Origin of the sequence: Bacillus marasmi (genome assembly GCF_902168435.1) — a bacterium.
Lineage (GTDB): Bacteria > Bacillota > Bacilli > Bacillales > Cytobacillaceae > Bacillus_BU > Bacillus_BU marasmi.
Genome location: NZ_LR656172.1, coordinates 83,440 through 105,165 on the forward strand (window position 1 = coordinate 83,440; position 21,726 = coordinate 105,165).

The 21,726-nt window shown below is 34.5% G+C and carries 18 protein-coding genes and 2 pseudogenes; 10 read left to right on the top strand and 10 right to left on the bottom strand.

All coding sequences use genetic code 11. The features are described 5' to 3' along the window. The first annotated feature begins 158 nt into the window (after positions 1 to 158). The 7 genes from FXW34_RS13230 (at position 159) to wecB (ending at position 10,313) form a co-directional block, all read left to right on the top strand. Positions 159 to 1,532 (top strand): hypothetical protein, encoded by a 1,374-nt coding sequence (locus FXW34_RS13230; protein ID WP_147534487.1) that lies wholly within the window; start codon positions 159 to 161, stop codon positions 1,530 to 1,532. A 110-nt stretch (positions 1,533 to 1,642) separates the two neighbouring features. Then, entirely contained in the window at positions 1,643 to 2,851 is a 1,209-nt protein-coding gene (locus FXW34_RS13235; protein WP_147534488.1) for an O-antigen polymerase, read from the top strand. Positions 2,852 to 2,931: 80 nt separating this feature from the next. After that, positions 2,932 to 4,575 (top strand): cytidylyltransferase domain-containing protein, encoded by a 1,644-nt coding sequence (locus FXW34_RS13240; RefSeq protein WP_147534489.1) that lies wholly within the window; start codon positions 2,932 to 2,934, stop codon positions 4,573 to 4,575. Between the two features lie 13 nt (positions 4,576 to 4,588). Next, the gene (locus FXW34_RS13245; protein ID WP_147534490.1) at positions 4,589 to 5,659 is read left to right on the top strand and encodes an N-acetylneuraminate synthase family protein; all 1,071 of its coding nucleotides are present in this window, start codon (positions 4,589 to 4,591) and stop codon (positions 5,657 to 5,659) included. Positions 5,660 to 5,671: 12 nt separating this feature from the next. Beyond that, a complete protein-coding gene (locus FXW34_RS13250; RefSeq protein WP_147534491.1) occupies positions 5,672 to 6,898 on the top strand; it encodes a nucleotide sugar dehydrogenase in 1,227 nt (408 codons plus the stop codon). 595 nt (positions 6,899 to 7,493) lie between these two features. Continuing rightward, positions 7,494 to 8,867 carry a sugar phosphate nucleotidyltransferase gene (locus tag FXW34_RS13255; protein WP_147534492.1) on the top strand — a complete coding sequence of 458 codons (1,374 nt, stop codon included), beginning with the start codon at positions 7,494 to 7,496 and terminating at the stop codon, positions 8,865 to 8,867. A gap of 351 nt (positions 8,868 to 9,218) precedes the next feature. Then, positions 9,219 to 10,313: a non-hydrolyzing UDP-N-acetylglucosamine 2-epimerase gene (wecB, locus tag FXW34_RS13260; protein ID WP_147534598.1), complete on the top strand. Its 1,095-nt coding sequence runs from the start codon at positions 9,219 to 9,221 to the stop codon at positions 10,311 to 10,313. A 515-nt stretch (positions 10,314 to 10,828) separates the two neighbouring features. Here the strand turns inward: wecB and FXW34_RS13265 are convergent. Next, positions 10,829 to 11,098 (bottom strand): hypothetical protein, encoded by a 270-nt coding sequence (locus FXW34_RS13265; protein WP_147534493.1) that lies wholly within the window; start codon positions 11,096 to 11,098, stop codon positions 10,829 to 10,831. A gap of 290 nt (positions 11,099 to 11,388) precedes the next feature. Between FXW34_RS13265 and FXW34_RS13270 the strand changes: the two are divergent. Then, positions 11,389 to 11,679: pseudogene (locus FXW34_RS13270) on the top strand (IS110 family transposase); the annotation flags it as partial. Positions 11,680 to 12,994: 1,315 nt separating this feature from the next. Here the strand turns inward: FXW34_RS13270 and FXW34_RS13275 are convergent. The 9 genes and pseudogenes from FXW34_RS13275 to FXW34_RS13310 all read right to left on the bottom strand — a co-directional run. Further along, positions 12,995 to 13,381 (bottom strand): annotated as a pseudogene (locus tag FXW34_RS13275) (ATP-binding protein); the annotation flags it as partial. Between the two features lie 692 nt (positions 13,382 to 14,073). Next, complete coding sequence (locus FXW34_RS13280; protein ID WP_147534495.1) at positions 14,074 to 14,328, bottom strand: hypothetical protein; 255 nt, start codon at positions 14,326 to 14,328, stop codon at positions 14,074 to 14,076. Between the two features lie 363 nt (positions 14,329 to 14,691). Further along, positions 14,692 to 14,946 carry a helix-turn-helix domain-containing protein gene (locus tag FXW34_RS13285; RefSeq protein ID WP_147534496.1) on the bottom strand — a complete coding sequence of 85 codons (255 nt, stop codon included), beginning with the start codon at positions 14,944 to 14,946 and terminating at the stop codon, positions 14,692 to 14,694. Between the two features lie 512 nt (positions 14,947 to 15,458). Continuing rightward, entirely contained in the window at positions 15,459 to 16,214 is a 756-nt protein-coding gene (locus tag FXW34_RS13290) for an ATP-binding protein (protein WP_147534497.1), read from the bottom strand. Then, on the bottom strand, positions 16,215 to 17,786 hold the full coding sequence (istA, locus tag FXW34_RS13295) for an IS21 family transposase (protein WP_147534498.1): 1,572 nt from the start codon (positions 17,784 to 17,786) through the stop codon (positions 16,215 to 16,217). Positions 17,787 to 18,039: 253 nt separating this feature from the next. Continuing rightward, positions 18,040 to 18,603, bottom strand: coding sequence for a competence protein ComK (locus FXW34_RS13300; RefSeq protein ID WP_246141056.1), 564 nt, complete (start codon positions 18,601 to 18,603; stop codon positions 18,040 to 18,042). 161 nt (positions 18,604 to 18,764) lie between these two features. Continuing rightward, on the bottom strand, positions 18,765 to 19,061 hold the full coding sequence (locus FXW34_RS13305; RefSeq protein ID WP_147534500.1) for a helix-turn-helix domain-containing protein: 297 nt from the start codon (positions 19,059 to 19,061) through the stop codon (positions 18,765 to 18,767). A 947-nt stretch (positions 19,062 to 20,008) separates the two neighbouring features. Beyond that, positions 20,009 to 20,137 (bottom strand): hypothetical protein, encoded by a 129-nt coding sequence (locus FXW34_RS23570; protein WP_281292937.1) that lies wholly within the window; start codon positions 20,135 to 20,137, stop codon positions 20,009 to 20,011. A gap of 315 nt (positions 20,138 to 20,452) precedes the next feature. Next, on the bottom strand, positions 20,453 to 20,671 hold the full coding sequence (locus FXW34_RS13310) for a hypothetical protein (protein WP_147534501.1): 219 nt from the start codon (positions 20,669 to 20,671) through the stop codon (positions 20,453 to 20,455). A 636-nt stretch (positions 20,672 to 21,307) separates the two neighbouring features. On the opposite strand from FXW34_RS13310, the gene FXW34_RS23390 reads away from it, so the two are divergent. Both FXW34_RS23390 and FXW34_RS23575 read left to right on the top strand, forming a co-directional pair. Next, positions 21,308 to 21,445 (top strand): hypothetical protein, encoded by a 138-nt coding sequence (locus tag FXW34_RS23390; protein WP_246141048.1) that lies wholly within the window; start codon positions 21,308 to 21,310, stop codon positions 21,443 to 21,445. Positions 21,446 to 21,522: 77 nt separating this feature from the next. After that, the gene (locus FXW34_RS23575) at positions 21,523 to 21,651 is read left to right on the top strand and encodes a hypothetical protein (protein ID WP_281292938.1); all 129 of its coding nucleotides are present in this window, start codon (positions 21,523 to 21,525) and stop codon (positions 21,649 to 21,651) included. Positions 21,652 to 21,726: the final 75 nt, after the last annotated feature.

Genomic DNA, 21,726 nt, shown 5'->3' on the forward strand with positions numbered 1-21,726 from the left:
TTTAAAAGCAATGCAAAAATTTCATTAAAGGCTTTTTACCACTCTAGATGTGTCTACAGCTAGCTTGTGAAAAAATAATATTTTTATGTTAATAAAATAAAAAATTTAGAAGTAATCAGTCTTACGTGTAATAATAGAAGTTTGGAGGTGGTGATTTCTTGAAAAAAATCAATACTGTAAAAGGAATTTGTGAAGCTATTTGGGAAATTGAACAAACACATGATTTATTGAATATGCGCATCGAAGAAGTAAAAATTTGGCAATACATTAGAATGGATATGTATTATAAAATTGCAACATCTATAGGTGTTTTAAACGAACCACATCCTATTAAAACTTCCTTTAAGAATAAGATAATCAGTTTAATAATGATGATTGTTAACTATATCATTAGGAACCCATTAACAGGGAAATATTCTAAAGATATTTTAATATTTGATCATCCAAGGAAAATATTGAGTATGGGTGAGTATATAGACCCGTATACCGATTACTATATAAAATCTCTAGATGCAGGATCATATTTGGTATATGAAAGACCGTACATGGGGAAACACCTAAAGAACAATAAAGAAAATATAAAATATTTGGATACTCTTATTTTGGCGTCTCAGATACACAGATTTTTTAATAAGGTAAAATTTAGCGAAGAAGAGTTAAGTAGAATAGATAGTATACAGAGTGATATTAGTAGAACTTTCAATATTGACTTAAATTTAAAAAGTTTCATTTCAAATCGAATATTAAAGTTTAATTATGAAAATAGTTATTATGAAAAGCTATTAAAAAAGAGAAAGCCAAAAGAGATATATTTGGTAATTTCATATAACAATGCTCCGTTGATTAACGCAGCAAAAACATTGGGAATACCTGTTACAGAATTTCAGCACGGTATAATTAGTAAATATCATTTAGGATACTCATATCCTTTTAGAGAAGTGCAGCAGCTGGAATATTTACCAGATAAAATGTTTGGATTTAGTAACTATTGGTTTAATAAATCTTTTATTCCGCTTGATTCATCCCAAATTTTTATTAGGGGATATGATCATTTTAGAATTCAAAAAAATAAATATAAAAAAGTAAAAAAAGACCCTGCAATAATTCTTTTTATATCTCAAGGTGTTATTGGTAAGGAATTATTTCAAATAGCAGTTGATTTATCAGTAATACAACCGGAGATGAAAGTTATATATAAATTGCATCCTAGTGAATATACGACTTGGAAGGATTCATATTTACAGAGCAAAGAGTTACCGGAAAATCTATCAGTAGTAGCTAATAACAACACTGATTTGTATGAATTAATGGCAAAAGCAAGTTTTCAAATTGGTGTTTTTTCAACTGCTATTTATGAAGGTTTAGAATTCGGTTGCAATACAATATTAGTAAATTTACCAGGTATTGAGTATATGCAGGACTTGATAGATGATGGTATAGTAAATTTTGCAAATAATATTGATGATATTAATTCAGCAATAAATACAAATAGAAAAAATATTATGAAGAATACTGAAGGATCATTTTTTTGAAAGCGCCTATTGTATAAAGATATATTATATATTGATTTTAAATTGATTTTATAATTCATTCTATTTTTTCATAATAATAGAAAAATAGGGATTATTGTAAGGAGTATTAAATGAAAATATTGCATGAAAAATGGGGTTTTTTCCTAACATTACTCGTATTCTCTTATATGTTTATTGGGGGATATATTATTAGTGTAATACTAATTAAGGAATATCCCAGGTATTATCAGTTTTCATTAAATGAAAATATCTTATTGTTTACTTTTATAGGGTTAAGTATTGTGTTTGGGTATTATTTCTCGAATTTAAGTGCCAATATGATTCCAACAAAAAAGTATACAATAAACTTCTTCAAATTTAATGCTATTGATGCCAGTTTGATATCCTTGTTTATCGCCGTTGTATTTATTTTTGAAAGGTTGTTAAAACTTGGGTTTATGCCTTTTTGGATTTATGATCCTTTTTATATAGCCTCTTTAGGAGAAAGTGGATACCCTGGAATTGGATTCACTATATTGTCCATAAGTGCAGGCCTGGATTTTTTAATATATTATAAAAATAATCATCAAGCTATTAAAAACAAAAAATTATTATTAATATTCCTTGTTAAAGTACTATTATTATTTCTTTATTCAAGAAGTAGAGGATTGTTAGTGTGGCTAGTAATAATTATTATTTTTTACTTTATATCTCGTAAAAATGTTAAATTTAAAAATGTATTAACTTTATCTTTAATTTCTGTGTTTACACTTTTATTATATCGAATTGTTAGCGAGTTAAGTGTCTCTTCAGATTTTGAATATATTAAATTTAAATTATTATTTGATATTGCTCCAGAATTTAAAGATTTATCTACTTTTCTTATTGTATATGTACCGAATTGGTTTCCGAATATCAAATATGAATTAATTCAATCGTATATGCTATCAATATTACCAGAAGGTATTTGGTCTATAGTAGGTTTAAGTAAATTAACTTCAAGTGTTAATAATATAGGGGCTTTTGGACATGAACTCCTTTTTGGGAATCAAGATAGGGGAGTAAGACTTACACCATATGCTGAGTTCTTTATGTTTGGTGGCAAAGTAGGAATGGTAATTGGAGGCTTTTTAATAGGTTATTTACAAGGGTATTTTGATAGAAGAAAGTCAGTTTCTCTCTTTGCATTCTTAATGATAATTAATATAGCTTATTCACAACTTTTTAATATAAAGGCTATGGTATTCAGATTTTTACCTATAGTTATTATTGTAATTATATATGGCTATCAATGGATAGTGTTGAATAGAAATGCTATTCAGGAGGATAAATCTAAATAATATAAACATTAAAATTTCAAAATTTGCATTTGATTGTATTGATATTATAATTCTAAATTGGATAGTAAGGGGTTGAAAAAATGATGAAAAAAATTCTTTGTGTTATTCCTGCACGTGGTGGTTCAAAAGGCATTCCGAGAAAAAATGTACGATTCTTATGCGGAAAACCTTTAATCGGATATAGCATAACGAATGCAAAGAACAGTAAGTACAACTTAGATATTGTTGTTTCTACAGATGATGATGAGATTGAAAGAATTGCTTTATCTTATGGAGTTTCAATTATTAAAAGACCAAAAGAGTTGGCTTTAGATCATATTACATTAGATCCTGTTATTTACCATGCAGCGTGTGAGATGGAGAATAGAAAGAGAATAACATACGATTATGTAATAACAATGCAGCCGACTTCTCCCTTATTAAAGACATTTACTCTAGATGCTGCTATAGATTATTTAATAGAAAATAATTTCGATACAATAATAAGTGGAATTAATCGCCCTCATTTGTCATGGACAGAAAAGGATGGAGAGATTATTCCAAACTATAAAAAAAGAGTGAATAGACAATATCTTCCAAAAAATTTATTTGAAACTGGTGCATTCTTCATTTCCAAAAGACAATTTGTTACAAGGGAGAATAGATTCGGAAAAAATGTTTCAATTTTTGAGGTCCCAGAAAATGAGTCTATAGATATTGACAATCCGCATGATTGGTGGATTGCAGAAAAGGAACTTTCTAAAAAGTTTATCTTAATAAGAACTGACGGGTATGACGAAATAGGATTAGGTCATATATACAGGTGTTTATTACTTGCATATAATCTTATTGATCATGAAATTAGATTTGTTTTATCTAATCAGTCCGATATAGGTATCAAGAAAATTATCGAAAGTAATTTCCAATATACTATAATAAATGATAATTTTGAAATTGGAGAACTAGTTAAAAAGTACAATTCAGAAATAATTATAAATGATATTCTTGATACAAGCGAAAAATATATTGAGTATTGTAAAAAACTAGGGGTTAGAGTTGTAAACTTTGAGGATTTAGGTGATGGCGCCCGTCTTGCAGATGCAGTAATTAATGATTTGTATGATAAAAGAAATGATTACAAAAATCACTTTTGGGGAAGTGAGTATTATTGTATTAGAGAGGAGTTCTTGCTTGCCAAACCGGCTGAGTTTAGAAAGTATGTAAAAGAAGTTTTAGTTATTTTTGGAGGAACTGATCCTAGTAATTTATCACTAAGATTATTAGATATTATTAAATCCTTACCGAATAATAATAAAATTCATTATACTTTTATCTTAGGGATTGGATATAAGGCGGTTAATGAGTTTTTATCTTTAGCAAACACCGTGAATTTAAATTTTGACATAGTAAGAGATGTTAAACTAATGTCAGAATTTATGGGGAAAGCTGACATTGCAATATCATCTCAGGGAAGAACTATGCTAGAACTTGCCAATTTAGCAGTACCTACAATATTACTTGCTCAAAATGAACGTGAACTACACCATGAATTTGGGTATTTAAAAAATGGTTTTATTAACCTTGGATTAGGAAATCAAGTCGAGGATCAAACAATACGAGAAACATTAATTTGGTTAATTAATAGTCCACAAATAAGAAAACAAATGAAAGAAGAAATGCTAAAAAAAGATCTTAAACAGGGGATACAAAGAGTATTAGATATTATACTAGATCGAATTCGATAATGGAGGACATATAATGGAGAGTATAATTATAGACAGAGCTACTAAGAATAAATTTGTATTAATTGCTGAGATTGGTGTTAATTATTATGATATTGCAAATGTTAATAAAATTGCTCCTATTGAAGCAGCAAAATTAATGATACAGAAAGCTAAAAGTTCAGGTGTCCATGCAGTTAAATTTCAATCTTATAAAGCTGAGACATTAGCGGCTAAAACATCACCATCATATTGGGATGTTAATGAAGAATCTACAACGTCTCAATATGAACTTTTTAAGAAATTTGACAGTTTTTCTTATAATGAGTATAAAGTATTATCTGATTATTGCAAAAGTTTAGATATAGAATTCCTTTCAACTGCATTTGATTTTGAATCAGCTGACTATTTGTATGATTTAATGAACGTATATAAAATATCATCATCCGACTTAAATAATTTGCCATTCGTTGAATATCAAGCAAAAAAAGGAAAGCCAATATTATTATCAATCGGAGCATCGAATGAGGAAGAGATTGATGAAACTATATCAACAATTAGAAGATATAATGATAAACCAATAATATTAATGCATTGTGTTCTCGAATACCCAACCCCATATAGTCATGCAAACCTAAATAGAATTATTAGTATAAAAAATAAGTACACTGATTTAATTATTGGATATTCAGACCATACCCGACCAGATGCAGAAATGGAAGTAATAAAAACAGCATATAATTTAGGGGCAATTGTTATAGAAAAACACTTTACTCTAGATAAGACACTTCCAGGAAATGATCACTATCATGCAATGTCACCTGAAGATGCATTGAAAATTAATGAGGGAATAAAGTTTATAGATCAAATAAGAGGAAAATATGATATTAAGTGTCTTGATTCAGAATTAGTATCCAGAGCAAATGCAAGAAGATCATTGGTTGCTTCATGTAATATTTTTGAGAATGAAATAATAACGGAAAATATGCTTACATTTAAACGTCCAGGTGTTGGAATCCCACCATCAGAAATAAAAAATATAATAGGAAGAGTTGCTAACAGAGATATAACTGAAGACACGATTATTAGTTTTGAAATGTTGAAATAGGAGATGTATCAAATGTCTATTGTTAATGTTATTGGTTTAGGGTATATTGGTCTTCCAACTGCACTAATTCTAGCAAAGAGCGGTATTAAGGTAGTAGGAACAGATAAAAATAGTAGTCTTGTGAACTCACTTATTGAGGGGAAACTTACTTTTGAAGAAGAGGGTTTAATGGAGTTGTTCCAGACAGCACAGTCCAACGGCATAAAGTTTTCAACAGATTATCAAGTTGCTCAAACATATATTATAGCAGTACCAACACCATATGTAAAAGAAAGTAAAAAACTAGATCCTAAGTACGTAATATCGGCAGTGAATAGTGTGTTAGATGTATGTGAAAAGGGTACGAAGTTAATTATTGAATCAACAATATCACCCGGAACTATTGATAAACATATTCGTCCACAGATTGAGAAAAGGGGATATACTATAGGAGAAGATGTCCATTTAATCCATGCACCTGAAAGAATTATTCCAGGAAATATGGTTTACGAACTTGAGCATAATTCAAGAACGATAGGTGTGGACAATCTGGAAATCGGAAATAAAATAAAAGGACTGTATTCAAATTTTTGTAATGGCGAGATTGTTATTACAGATATAAGATCTGCTGAAATGTCTAAGGTGATTGAGAATACCTATAGGGATATTAATATTGCGTTTGCTAATGAGTTAGCGAAAATATGTCGAACTGATAATTTGGATGTATATGAGATAATTAAAATTGCAAATAAACATCCAAGGGTAAATATACTACAGCCTGGACCTGGGGTGGGAGGTCATTGTATTTCAGTCGATCCATGGTTTTTAGTTGGGGATTATCCAGACTTAACTAATTTAATACTAACTGCACGAAAAATAAATGATTCGATGCCAGGATTTGTTCTCAGTCGGATAAGAGATATTATGAGACAGCATAAAATAAAAGATATTTCAAAAGTTGGTCTCTATGGATTAACGTATAAAGAGAATGTAGACGATATTCGAGAAAGTCCTACACTTCAGTTAATTGAGAGAATGGATGAACATTTAGCTTTTGGTGTAAAGATTTTTGATCCGTATGTAAAAAGTAGAATTGTAGAACACCAATTTATGAATTTTGAAGATTTCTTAAATGAAATAGAAATTGTTGTTATTATGGTCGCTCATGACCATATTATTGAGAATGTTGAACTAATAAAAAATAAACTTGTTCTTGATACAAAAAATATTTGTACATTCAAGGAAGCTTTTAAATTATAATAATAATTTAACTGAACGAAACAATTAATATTCAGATTCATAGAGTTCACTATTCTTGGTGAACTCTTACTTTCATCTAAAAGGGAAATACTTACTAAACTCATAAAATTTGAATGTGATCTCCCAATTAAAAATGTCCCTTGTTTATCAATTTTTATGATTCTTAAATAATGGAAATAGGGATAAAGATAATCATTATATAAAAAATATGATGTTATTTAATTACTTGTTCAAACAATCTTGATATTTTTTACCATTTATTCAATATTTATGAAACCTACTTCTCATTGAAATAGACAAATAAATGAGACTCGATATATTTATCATAGAGCACCTTAAGTTAATTATTCGGACAGATTATGATTTTCTGTAATCACAGGTATCTGTATCTGTCCTATGAGGAATTTATCAATTCAGTTAAACTATGTTGTGGAAAAAACTGTGCTATAAATATTAAAGTTCCCTAAATTTTTTTTACCTAAATTAAGTAATAACATCGAGAAAAGATTACAAATAGACACTTAAAGTTGTGGTGACAATTGCCCAAAACTGATATTCAGTTGAAAATTTAACGACTAAAGAAAGTGGGGATGGTATGAATATTATTTTATTATCCGGTGGATCAGGAAAGCGTTTATGGCCATTATCAAATGACGCTAGGTCAAAACAATTCTTAAAAGTGTTAGAGAATAATAATTCAGAACTTTGTTCTATGGTACAAAGAGTTTGGAATCAACTAGGTAATGTAAACTTGCAAGAATCCACAACAATAGCTACAAGTAAATCTCAAGTTGATATTATTCAGAATCAATTGGGTGCAAATATTCCACTAGTTATAGAACCAATGAGGAGAGACACCTTTCCAGCAATTGCTCTAGCTGCAACATACCTTTATTCAATTAAAGGGGTATCTTTGAATGAAATTGTAACAGTTCTACCGGTAGATCCTTTTGTTGACGATAGTTTTTTTTACAGAATAAAAGATTTAGAAAATGTTCTAACCGAAACTAAAGCTAACTTAGCATTAATAGGGGTAAAGCCGACATTTCCTTCTGAAAAATACGGATATATAATACCAAGAAGAGAGAAAGATAATGATTTATACTATAATGTAAGTCACTTTAAAGAAAAACCTGATACAGAAATTGCTAAAGAATTAATACTTAATAATGCACTTTGGAATTGTGGTGTGTTTGCATTTAAATTAGATTTTATTATTAATAAACTAATTGAAATGGGATTTCCTATCCAATTCGATGAATTGTTAAAGCAATATAATCTACTGCCTCAAAATAGTTTTGATTTTGAAGTTGTTGAAAAAGAAAATAAGATTGTCGCACTCCCCTATATTGGGGAATGGAAAGATTTGGGCACATGGAACACTTTGACAGAAGAAATGACAAATGAGGTACTTGGTAAGGGGATAGTATCGGGGGATTGTGAGAACACACATCTTGTTAATGAATTAGACATACCTGTTGCTATTTTGGGTGTGAGTAATGCTGTTGTTGCTGCTAGTCCAGATGGAATCCTAATTTCGGATAAAGGCGCTAGTCCGAGAGTTAAGGAATTAGTTTCTTCATTTATTCAAAGACCAATGTATGAGGAAAGACGTTGGGGTTGGTATCAAGTTTTAGATCATACAAAATTCCCAGATGGTAAAGAAGTTTTAACGAAGAAAATTGGGGTAACGGCTGGCAAAAATCTAAGTTACCAATTACATCATAAAAGAAGTGAAGTATGGACTATAATAGATGGTGAAGGTGAATTTGCATTAGATGATAAAATAATTAGGGTAAAACCAGGAGATGTGCTTTATATTCCATTGGGTTCTAAACATGGAATTAAAGCTACTACGGAACTCCAGTTTATTGAAGTGCAATCAGGTAGTGATTTAGTTGAAGAAGATATAAAACGAATTTTTATGACATGGGAAGAAGTAGAAAAAAACTGCACAGTCAGAAAGTAGATCTATTTCCTAAAGGGACATTGAACATAATAGAAAGAGAGACATGGGGACTGTCTGTCAATCCGTTGTTTGGTGATTAAATATGTAGCAAAAAGGATAATGTCCAGTTCAATTATAAAATATAAATATTATCTGAAGGACATTTACCAAGGATCACGCGGGATCGCCAATATTTCCACGAATTTTGGCATTTAAAAATAATAGTTATTATATTATTTATATTAATAAAAATAGCAGGCATAACTAGTAGCAGGTTGTGCCTTTGTTTATTCATTTAAAAAGAAACAATGTCAATTGTTACGAATATATACAAGTTTTTTACAATTATATGTAAGGATGTTGGTAACAATTATGAAGAAAAAGATAATGGTGGTCTTTGGGACACGACCAGAAGCAATAAAAATGTGCCCATTAGTTAAGGAATTAAAGTCGAGAGGAAATTTAGAAACAATCGTATGTGTTACTGGTCAACATAGAGAAATGTTGGATCAAGTTTTAGATGCATTTAATGTTGTTCCTGACTTTGATTTATCCATCATGAGGTCAAAACAAACATTATTCGATGTCACGATAAATATTTTAGAGAAAATGAAGGCTGTTCTAGAAGAAGTAAAGCCGGATGTAGTTTTGGTTCATGGTGATACATCCACCACTTTTGTAACTGCTTTAGCGTGTTTCTATCTACAAATACCTGTTGGGCATGTTGAGGCAGGTTTAAGAACTTATAATATTTACTCACCTTATCCAGAAGAATTTAACCGCCAAGCAGTAGGGATTGTTGCAAAGTATCATTTTGCACCGACAGATATGTCAAAAGAAAACCTAAATAGAGAAGGAAAAGATTCTTCAACAATTTACGTTACTGGAAACACTGCAATTGATGCTCTAAGAACAACAGTTAGAGATGATTATTATCATGAACAGCTAGAATGGGCAGCGGATAGTAGATTAATAATGATTACTGCACATCGAAGAGAAAATCTAGGCGAACCGATGAAAAATATGTTTAGAGCTATCAAGCGGATAATTGATGAGAATGAAGATATTAAAGCAATTTATCCTATTCACATGAATCCAGTTGTTAGAGATGCTGCAAATGAGATTCTAGGCAACTGTGAAAGAATTCGAATCATTGAGCCATTAGAGGTTTTAGATTTCCATAATTTCCTTTCTAGATCTTATCTAATACTAACTGATAGTGGAGGAATTCAAGAGGAAGCTCCAAGCCTGGGTAAACCAGTACTTGTTATGCGTGATACCACTGAACGTCCTGAAGGTATTGCTGCAGGAACATTAAAGTTGGTTGGAACAGATGAGGAAAATATCTATAATACATTTAAGTTACTTCTTGAGGATAAAGAAGAATATGAAAGAATGAGTCAAGCAAGCAATCCATATGGTGATGGATTTGCTAGTAAGAGGATTGCGGATATTTTAGAGGGTTAGTTTTCGTAATGAAGGATAAAGAGCCAAATTCCTTTTGTTGATAACAAAAGTGAAATGGCTCTTTTTGTTTATATCTTGATGAGGAAGCTCCGAGAAAATCTGTTGCTTTCTCAAAATCGCAGAATAACATTGAATAAAGGGTTCTGAAGGGACATAGGTCAGGTTCACTGTCCCACCATCTTTTGATAGTTCGATAGTTAGCTGGGTGAATCATGTCCCAATCGATTACTATTTTTATATATTTTTTGTAGGAATTTTAGCAATAGTAAGGTACATAGGGCTTCTTCCCCTTCATTTTAGGCATTGAATCCGTCAGTATACTGACAGTTAGTTATCGTCAATTTCAGAACATTACCGGGACCTGTCCCTGTGGCCTTCTCATAGTATGATGTCCTCTGAACATTAGTTTGGGGGACTGCTTTCATTTGGAATGACACTTTAGTGCGTTAATTCATTAATTTGTTAATCTGGAAATGCGATGTAGATTTCTAAACTTTTTTCCAATATTGAATGGATTATTTCATAGGGTTTTTTTCAGTTTTTATTTTGAAAAAAAGCTTATATACGGAATCGGTGCCATGGTGAATAACAGATTTTGATACGAATGTTGCTTCTATGGGACGGAGTGATTGATCAACTATGTACAAGGGCTCGTTTGTTTCGATTTGTTCTTCAGCCGCTTTGATGATCCTAGCAATATGCGCAATATCTGCAAGCCTTTCTTCCCTGATAATAGCATGTGTAGAGGCATTCAAGAATTGTAATATATACATAGTTATACCCATTCCTTTCCCTTCGCTCAAGGCACAAAACGTAATGAAACACGTTGCCTTGAACGTTATTTTGGCAAGTCTATAGCCATAGGGATAACAATAAACTACAAATCACGGGGAGGTGAGTGGGCCACTCTATTAGTGGAGTGACCGCATAGTTATATGTGTGGATTGCCTTTCCAAGCACAAATAAGTGTGACTTCGAGCACGCAGACTTATCTTTGTATAAACATTACTCGTTTATTGCTGGGCAATCAGTCAATGTTGTCTATCCCTATAATTCTATTAAAGGAGATATCCCTATGGCTTTAAAGGTTGTTTACCAAATTTGTTGTGGAATTGACGTGCACAAAACCTTTGTTGTTGCTTGTATTGCTACGACCAACGGCAAAGGAGTAACTACTTACAAACGCCATCGCTTTTCTACCTATACGAAAGGTTTGAGAGAGCTGTCACAATGGCTTTGTGAAAATAACTGTAAGGATGTTTGTATGGAATCTACGGGAAAATACTGGATTCCCGTGTTCAATGTACTAGAGAATACCTGCAACATCACTTTGGCACATCCTAAATACGTAAAGGCAATCCGTGGAAACACGGGGACGGTTCCGGTGTTTCCCTAAAAATTTCCATTTCGTGGAGCGTTTGACGCTTACAACTATCTAGGAGGGACATAGGGTCAGGTTCACTGTCCCGCCATCTTTTGGTAGCTCGATAGTTAGCTCTGTATGAATCATGTCCCAAACGATTACTATTTTTATATATTATTTGTAGGAATGTTAGCAATAGTAAGGAACATAGGGCTGCTTCCCCTTCATTTTGGACATTGAATCCATCAGTATACGGACAGTTAGTTAACGTCAATTACAAACAACACCGGGCCCTGTCCCTGTGGCCCTCTCATAGTATGATGTCCTCTGAACATTAGTTTGGGGGACTGCTTTTATTTGGGGGAAACACGGGGACGGTTCCGGTGTTTCCCTAAATATTTCCATTTTTCGGAGAGTTTTGACGGTTACAACTATCTAGGAGGGACAATAGAGAAACACGGGGACGGTTCCGGTGTTTCCCTAAATACTTCCATTTTTTCGGAGAGTTTTGACGGTTACTACTATCTAGGAGGGACAATAGGGATAGATTCACTGTCCCACCATCTTTTGGTAACACGAAAGTTAGCTTGATGAATCATATCCCAACCGATTACTATTTTTATAAATTTTTTGTAGGGATTTTAGCAATAGTAAGGAACATAGGGCTGCATCCCCGCCATTTTGGACATTGAATCCATCAGTATACGGACAGTTAGTTGGAAACACGGGGACGGTTCTGGTGTTTCCCTAAAAATTTCCAATTTGTGGAGCGTTTGATGGTTACAACTCGGAAACACGGAAACACGGGGACGGTTCCTGAAACACGGGGACGGTTCCGATGTTTCCCTAAATATTTCCATTTTGTGGAGAGTTTTGGGAAACACGGGGACGGTTCCGGTGTTTCCCTAAATATTTCCATTCTTCGGAGAGTTTTGACTGTTACAACTATCTAGGAGGGACAATAGGGATAGATTCACTGTCCCACCATCTTTTGGTAGCATGATAGTTAGCTAGATGAATCATGTCCCATTCGATTACTATTTTTATATATTATTCGCAGGAATTTTAGCAATAGTGAGTATTGCAGATAGATTGAGCCAGTGGTGCGGAGTTTTAAGCCATGGTTTGCGGATGAAAGAGCCAGTATTTGTGTGAAAGGGAGCCACTTTTAATAATGCATAAAATAATTTTACAGCCATTTGAACAGAGAACTGTTCAAATGGCTGCTTATCGTATTATTTAAATCTTTTATTCTCTAACTCCTTGTCAATAATCTCAATTGCTGTGAGCGTCAAGTACATTTGAACAATTTTGCTCATTAATTTTGAACACTTTCTTCATTAAATATAGTTTGGCGATGCTTCATTCGATAGCTTGGATCTGTCATATGAACAATTTCAGCTCGATGTATAAGACGGTCCAGAATGGCGGTCGCTACACCAACATCACCTAATAGCTCCGTCCATTCTTTTGGAGAGCGATTAGAAGTCAATATGATCGATGAATGATTATATAAATCATTGACTAATTGAAAAAATAAATTGGCCTCTCTTGGATCCATAGCTGCGTACATTAAATCATCAATAATCACTAAATTGGAATCTTTCATACGTTTTATTCTTGTTTGTGACTTTCTAGTAATATCCATAGTTTTCAGGGTATGAACCAATTCCCCCATTGAAATAAAGGATACTTTGTACCCCTGTTTAGAAACACGGGGACGGTTCCGGTGTTTCCCTAAATATTTCCATTTTTCGGAGAGTTTTGACGGTTACAACTATCTAGGAGGGACAATAGGGATAGATTCACTGTCCCACCATCTTTTGGTAACACGAAAGTTAGCTAGATGAATCATGTCCCAATTTGAAACACGGGGACGGTTCCGGCGTTTCCCTAAATATTTCCATTTTGTGGAGCGTTTGACGGTTACAACTGATTACAGTCAAGGGAAACACGGGGACGGTTCCGGTGTTTCCCTAAATATTTCCATTCTTCGGAGAGTTTTGACGGTTACAACTATCTAGGAGGGACAATAGGGATAGATTCACTGTCCCACCATCTTTTGGTAGCATGATAGTTAGCTAGATGAATCATGTCCCATTCGATTACTATTTTTATATATTATTCGTAGGAATTTTAGCAATAGTAAGGAACATAGGGCTGCTTCCCCTTCATTTTGGACATTGAATCCATCAGTAAACGGACAGTTAGTTAACGTCAATTACAAACAACACCGGGACCTGTCCCTGTGGCCCTCTCATAGTATGATGTCCTCTGAACATTAGTTTGGGGGACTGCTTTCATTTGGATCGACACTTTAGTACGTTAATTCGTTATTTTGTTAAACCGGAAATACGATGTAGATTGCAAAATTTTCTCCCAATATTGAATGGATTATTATAAAGGGGTTTTTCCAGTATTTATTTTGAAAAAGAGCTTATATACGGATTCGGTGCCAAGGTGAATAACAGATTTTGATACGAATGTTGCTTCTATGGGACGGAGTGATTGATCAACTATGTACAAGGGCTCGTTTGTTTCGTTTTGTTCTTCAGCCGCTTTGATGATCCTAGCAATATGCGCAATATCTGCAAGCCTTTCTTCCCGGATAACAGCATGCGTAGAGGCATTCAAGAATTGTAATATATACATAGATGTTCCTCCTATGGTTTATATTATTTGGACGTAGAATAATCAGTTTATCTTTATTATAGAGGCTATTGGTTCTCGCTCCGTGAAGCTGGTTCAAAAACTCTGTGACAATTTAATAGTAAAACAAAAAGGAAACGCAGCATCTTCTCGTAAATGATGCTGCGTTTTCTATTGAACACAGAATAATAATGAAAGTATCCACCTTTTCGTATAAGTGAATGGATGATTATTCTAAGTGTCCTGGAAATAGTAAGATAATAATTGGCTTAATTATTAGCAAAGAGAAAGTGAATTCCCATGTTAAAAATAGTTGAGGCCAACTTCAACACAAGAGCTAGTACAAACCTAATAATTTAATCAATTTTAAGCATTCTCGTTATACTTTCCTTTTTTAATTAGGAATTTTTCAATTTCATCCATAAATTCGCTAGGTTTCATATCAAAGGCACAAGCCATGTTCATAACTGTTTTTAATTTTGGCTCACTAGCATTTCTTTCTAAGTTGCTCAGCCCCTTGGTACTCATGCCAGTATTGTATGCTAATTCCTCTTGTGTCAAATCCCTAGCTAGTCTTAATTCTGTTATTAGTTCACCTATTTTTCCTGATGTAAATTTCAAAAATACTCACCTTTTTAAAACAATTACATTACGAGAAGTGAAATTACTCCACGTAGTACACTTCCTAAAAAGGTGATTTCGACAAAAATATTTTCAGGAATTGTAATATAGGGGTGGTTCTTGGGTTTCCCTAGTTAGTTATCAATGTGTAACAACAGTATTAATATTGGCATTGCTTTGAAAAGGGACAGTTATTTCATATTTTAGGGAACCTAACGACAGAATTGGAAGCCACTTGTGCCATCACTAGAGCCGCTTCACCGGTGAATGAACAGGATAACCTTGAACCCCGCTGAATTTAGATTGGCGGGGACAAAGTTTAATAAATACCTTTACTGTGTTAATTTTCAAATGAATTATTACCTAATTGAATATTTCGCACAAAAAGCAACACCGTGTTACTCATTTTAGCATCTATGATTTTCAGTTTGAGCATCAGTAATAATCTATAAAAATATCACTTGAAGAAAAATTGCGTACTACCATGTGGGGGGCAGCACGCAAAAGAATAACTAAACCTGGTTTTGTTTCTTTGCGTAGAGTTGTCTCATATTCAGGTTCCCAGTAAACATCCAAGAAGCGTTGTGGACAATTCTATCCATCATTGCATCGGCATGAACTCCTCCACCAAGGCGTGCGTGCCAGTCTTCCTTCTTGAACTGTGTACAAAATATGGTAGAACTATTTTCATGTCTACGTTCAATCAGTTCAAAGAGGAAGTGTTGTTCTTCCTCTGATAGATCGTCGAGTAGCCATTCATCAAGAATCAGTAGCTTGTAGTTGGAGAATTTTTTAAGCAGTTTAGATATTCCCAGTGGTACCAATGTTGCCTCATCACGTAACATCAATAGATCCGGAATTCTGATGTATCTGGTTCTTACCCCGTGTATGCAGGCTTGTTTACCAAGTGCACACGCTAGGTAACTCTTCCCTGATCCCGTGAATCCGTGAAATATGACGCTGGAATGCACATCTATGAACTGTACCGTTGAAAGGCTTAAAAGTTTCTCTTTATCTAGCCCACGATCAATATAATGAATGTCGTTGAATGAAGCATTCCCAATGCGGAATTTGGCAGACTTTATTAGTCGCTCCACTTTACTGTTGTATTTTCTCTGATAGACGAAATCGATTGCCATTTTCATGCGATCTTCAAATGACATCGTGGAGTAACCGATATCTTGAGATTGCTGATCAATTGCTTCGATCATTTCATTAAGGTTCAATTCACGAAGCTTTCTTCTGGTTTCTTCATTAAGTAGACTCATCTAATTGTCACCTCCGCCATAATACTGTGATCCGCGGACGTAACCTTGAACGGTCTGATTTAGTTCCTTAGATTTTATTTCTGCCTTTTTTGACAGAAATAATTGATCCTGATTTGATGATAGGATTGTTTTTAAATTTTTATATCTTGGCGAACGAATCTTCTCAAGTGCAAGCTCACAAGCTACTTCGAGACGTTCAGTTGAATAAGTTTTGCTTAATCTTAGTACGGATAGAGCTGAATTGTATCCTTGTTCTTTGATTCGAACACTCGCGAAGATGCGGTCAATAACTTCACCGGTATTGGGGCCAATGGAATAGGCCCATTTTATTATCCGTTCATCATCCCATTTAGCATGTTGGAACTTGTCCGGCATATGTTCTTCGCAAGTGGACCATTTATACTTAAGATAGTCTGGGAACCTTTTGTGGGAGTAAAGTCGTTCGCTTTTATAGTAGATTTCAACCAGTGATTCCGTGATCTTAAGATCCACTTTTTTGCCTACGTAATTGTATGGCACTGAATATCGGTTGGTTTTGTATGCGACGTGACAGTCTAGATTTACATTGTGGCCATAAATCCATTCAGCGACTTCATAAGGAGTAGAGGGTAACTCACGTAGGTGTTTACTTTCGATTTCAGTGAATATTTCTGCACGACTGCCTTCGCGCTTTTGAAACGCTGCATCGTTAAAGTCTTTTAGCTTATGTGCTACAGCAATCTTTATTTCTTCCAATGAATGGAATTCTTCATTTCTAAGTTGAGCGATGATTGCAGTCGCTATTTTTCCAACGGTACCTTCAACAGATGCTTTCTGTTTAGGTTTTTTCACACCGGCGGGTGTGATAGCAGTGAGATAGTGATTTCCAAAGTCTTCATACTTTTCATTTAGGACAATTTCGCCTTGGCGTGGATGACTGATAACACCTGTTTTCAAATTGTCGCAGGTGACCCTAACGGTTGAACCACCAAAGAACTCGAACATATTTACATTGCATTTCAACCAGGTATTTTGCTTCATATCAAGACACGGCTCGACATACGAATACTGGCTGTACGGGAGTGTAGCGACAAACAGATATACTTTAATAATTTCTCCGGTTGTACGATCAACGATGGTCATCGTCGAACCACTCCAGTCAACTTCGCAAACCATACCAGGCTTGTGACGCAAGTGATTTGTCAGGCTATTTGCGGTTACATATTCAGAATAGCCTTCACAAAATTTTGTGTACCCCATGGATAAACTACTTGAGGAGAGGCATTTATCCTTGTATTCGTTCCACAAGAGTTTAAGATTAACCCCTGTTTTCTTGAGTTCTGTATGGATATAGCTGTAATCTGGTGCCTTGTAAAGCGTTTCTGAAATAAACTTGTCGGGATAGAACATCCGGTAGACTTCTTCGTCTGTTTTGTCCTTGATATCATGGTAAGTAATTCCAAGTTCACCTGCAATCTTACAAACATCACCAACAGAGTGTTGAGACATCTTGCGCGTCCGGCAGATTTCTCTCTGCGACATTTGTGCAGCACGAAGCTCTAAAATTAACTTCACTTTGATTTTTTTGGCCATTTTCGGCCCTCCTCCCTACAGATTCGTGAGATTTTCTCTCGTACTTAATTCTATAGGAAGCGATGCTTTTATGCGGATTAGTGATGCTTTTGTGCGAATCATGTCAAAAAGAATACTGATGCTTTTCACCGGATAGGTGTTGCTCAAAAGCGAAACCGTGTTGCCTTAACAGCGAAATAATTACCTAATCGAGTCAACGTTCTTATTACAGTAACGAAATAAATCGAATTCGATCTCATCTCTTAAGTGTAATTTATTTTAGTGTGTCTTTATGTTTCTGTTTTTTGATACGGCGTTTCTTGCTTGAGATATTGAGTATGATACGCTTTTTTGCGGGTTCTTGGATGAATGAAGTTGGATTACTGCCAATTTCAACGGTAAGTTTTCTTAGTTGTTCTGCAGCTTGGAGTTTGTGATTGAAGGAAGACAGTTTACGTTGAATGTCGAGAGTTTGTCCATTGCTGAACTCAACTCTAGTTTTTCCTAAATGGGCGGTTGTTCTGATAATATGTATAGGGTTAAACCAAATTGCTTTATCGTTTGTTATGGCTCTATCTGGAAATACACAAATACTTTGGATTGGATTCACCATTACTGGACACATACTAAATTCACCCAGAATCCATTTGGCAGTCGACTTTGCCCCGCGAAGATCATATCCAATCAATTTTATACTATCCTCAAGAATCTCTAGCGGAGAGCGATCAACAAGAAAACTTCGGTCAACTTGGTGTACTTTTGAAATTAACTTTCCATTTTGATCATATAGGCCTTCAATGAACATCGTATACTGATTGATAATATAAAATTTTTCCATTAGCAATACATCGTCTCCTTTGGTATGTGTTAATTGAATTTCCAAAAACAATAGTAACCATAATCAATTGGGAGTTCTACAATGTGTTGATTTTTTTCATCACCTCCTTTCGATACTCTAATATCTTAAGATTGAAGAAAAATAGGGAACTAGTAATTATGTTAGCGCTTACGATAATGGGGTACATCTAAATAGTTGCTGGAAGTTGATGAGTAGTTTTCGCGATTCCAATTTATTTCTTTTTCAATTTCCTTTATGAATTCATATGGTTTCATTCCAAGCCCTTTTGATAGGTAAAATAATGTAGTAAGATTAGGTGATTTCCTATCTGATTCATAATAAGTAATAGACCTGGATGCAACCTTACTGCGAAATGCCAACTCCTCCTGGGATAAGTTTTTCTTTTTCCTAAGTCTCATCAATACCTTGCTGATTTGAATAGTTTCTCTGTTCCTCAACAAAAATTCCCCTTTTAGTCTATTACATACTGATTGCTAAATATCCGCCAAGAACTTTAGTTCGGAATTTCAGAATTGACAATTAATTGTAACTTGATATTCAGAAATTTGAAACAAAGGGACGGTTCTGGTGTTTACCTAAATATTTACAGTTGTTTCGAGAATTAATAAATAGCGCACCATACGGTGCGCATGAAAGCATAATATCAAAAAATATTTTAAGACATCTAAAGAATCTCCTTATGGATATAAGCAGTTCCTATATATTCATATCCTATTTCTATATTGTGCTATTAAACTGGTGATTACATCCAATAGATTTTACCATCCTCAAGTATAAAACACTTAATCCAGACACCTAATCATCTGATATTAAATTACTATTTAACTTGGTGTTTTTTGGTTGAGATATTGAGGAGGATGCATGTTAATGTGCTTCTTGGATGAATGAAGTAGGATTTTTACCTATTTCAATAGTAAGTTTTCTTAGTTGTTCTGCAACTTGAGGGACAAGGGGACAGTTCATTCACTGTCCAACCATCTTTTGGTATTTCGTTAGTTAGCTGAATGAATCATGTCCCAATCAATTACTATTTTCGATATTTTTTGCGGAATTTTTAGCAATAGTGAGGAGCATAGGGGTGCTTCCTCTGCATTTTGGACATTGGATCCATCAGTATACGGACAGTTTGTAACGTCAATTACAGGAGGGACATGGGGACAGCACCACATTCCACCCCGGGCCCGGGGCGAGGGATATACCATATGGATCTCTAAGTTACGATTTAAATTCCAAACAATTTCTTAAAACTTAGTGCAAAGGACACACAGGAATTACAAAACATTACTAATGAAGGAAAAGGATTTTTTGTGTTTTGGTTTTGTCGAAAATTTTGGCATCATATGTCGTATGTTTTATTGTTTACAATTTACGATCGAATGCTATACTAATAGTGGATATAGATTTTCTCACGAAGCCGAGTCGTGTCGTCTTCGCGTATTTTATTTACATCGTTACGAATTTCGTATGGGTCAGAACCATTCGAAAATCCAAGCTCAAATTGTTCAAGAAACATTGCGTATTATCCCAATAGGGAGTTGGAATCCTTTCTTTGACCGGAAGGGAGTTCAATCGGAGTTGGTATCATTGTTTGAACCAACCAAAAAAAGTCCTCCTGACTAGAGGGCTTTTTTTCGTTCTTACATATACATATTAGGGAAGGACCGTTCCCCTTCTCATACTGTCCCATCTGTTCGAGTCGTGATTTTCGTGGCAAGTGGCATACTGTGTTTCCAGCCTTAAGTGGGTGACTAGACCTCTCAAAACGTACTTTGCAGCTTTACGGCTCGTATAATTGGGGTAATAAATCCTTATAATATGTTTAGTTCTTCTACTTCTTTGCTATTTCTTGGAATATCGGTACCACTGGTACGAGTTGAGTTACGTCAACTCCACATATAAGTGCGATGGCAAGGGCTCCTATTGCTGTGACTAGTAGCATTAGGGGCATCCAAGCTTTTACAAGCTCGGCCCGGCCTTGTGCTCGGGTTTTGTAAGCACTGGCTTCCTTTAGGGAAGTGTTTTTCTTACTGGATATATTTTTCCTCATTTAGCCCATCCTCCTTTCATGAAGATGAAGATGGGCACCTACCGTTATTTATTTTACCATATTATAGTATTAATGTACGAGAACTTTTAGGATGGGTTAATTAGCAATATTTTCGACATGAGTGCTCTTCGGAAGCTCCCACTTCTTAATTTCTAGAAAACTTTTATGCAGAGAAATTAAATTTGTCCTTCGATGTTGTTGTTCATTTAATTCTCTTAAAGAAAGGGACGTGCGTGTCCTACCATTTTTGGATGATCTTATAGGTCAATCCAGTTCATGAGACCAGGTTCATCTTCCCGAAGGATATAGGGAATCGGTTGATGTCCGCCCCCCGGGACGAGGGACCTGTGGATCTCATGTGTCCTGACGGCCGAATCGTTTATGATTTAAAGTTTGGGTTGCAAGTCACTACTGAACAAAATGATATGATGGCTTGGCGGTTGAGGGAAAAGAGCAACCCTCGTAAACGTAAGAAAAAAATAGAAAGTGGTAATCAGGATACCCCACCAAGTAACTGTATTTTTATTATACAGCTACTTGGTGGGGTGTTTTTTGTATGCGATGTTAGTCAAATTTTATGAAATTGTGATAGGGTAAAAGTATCTAATAGCTAGTCCGAATTGGGAGGCAATTAATATGCACAATGTATCCAATGATAAGGCAGTAAAAATAGGTGCTACGACTTTTTCAGAGCTTAATTATAAGGAAAGCGATATAGAGGAATTATTACGGAAGAATATCAAAATGATATGGACGAAGAAGAATCGATGCTGATCGTTGGTAAACAAGTACGAAACTCCTAGCATGGGATCAGTGAACTTACCGCCGTTGATAATAAGGAGAATATCGTGTTGGTTAAGATAAAACGAGATCGCAAAGACATTGAAGGGAGAAAGGAAACCTTTGAATTTCAGGCCATTCGGTATGCGGCCAGCTATGCAACAATAGAGGATCCAGAGGATTTAATGAATAGAATATAAGCCCCCTACATCGAGAAATATCGGAATGAATTTGAAAGCGGCCCTTTAACCAGTGTGGAACTTGGGACTCGGAAG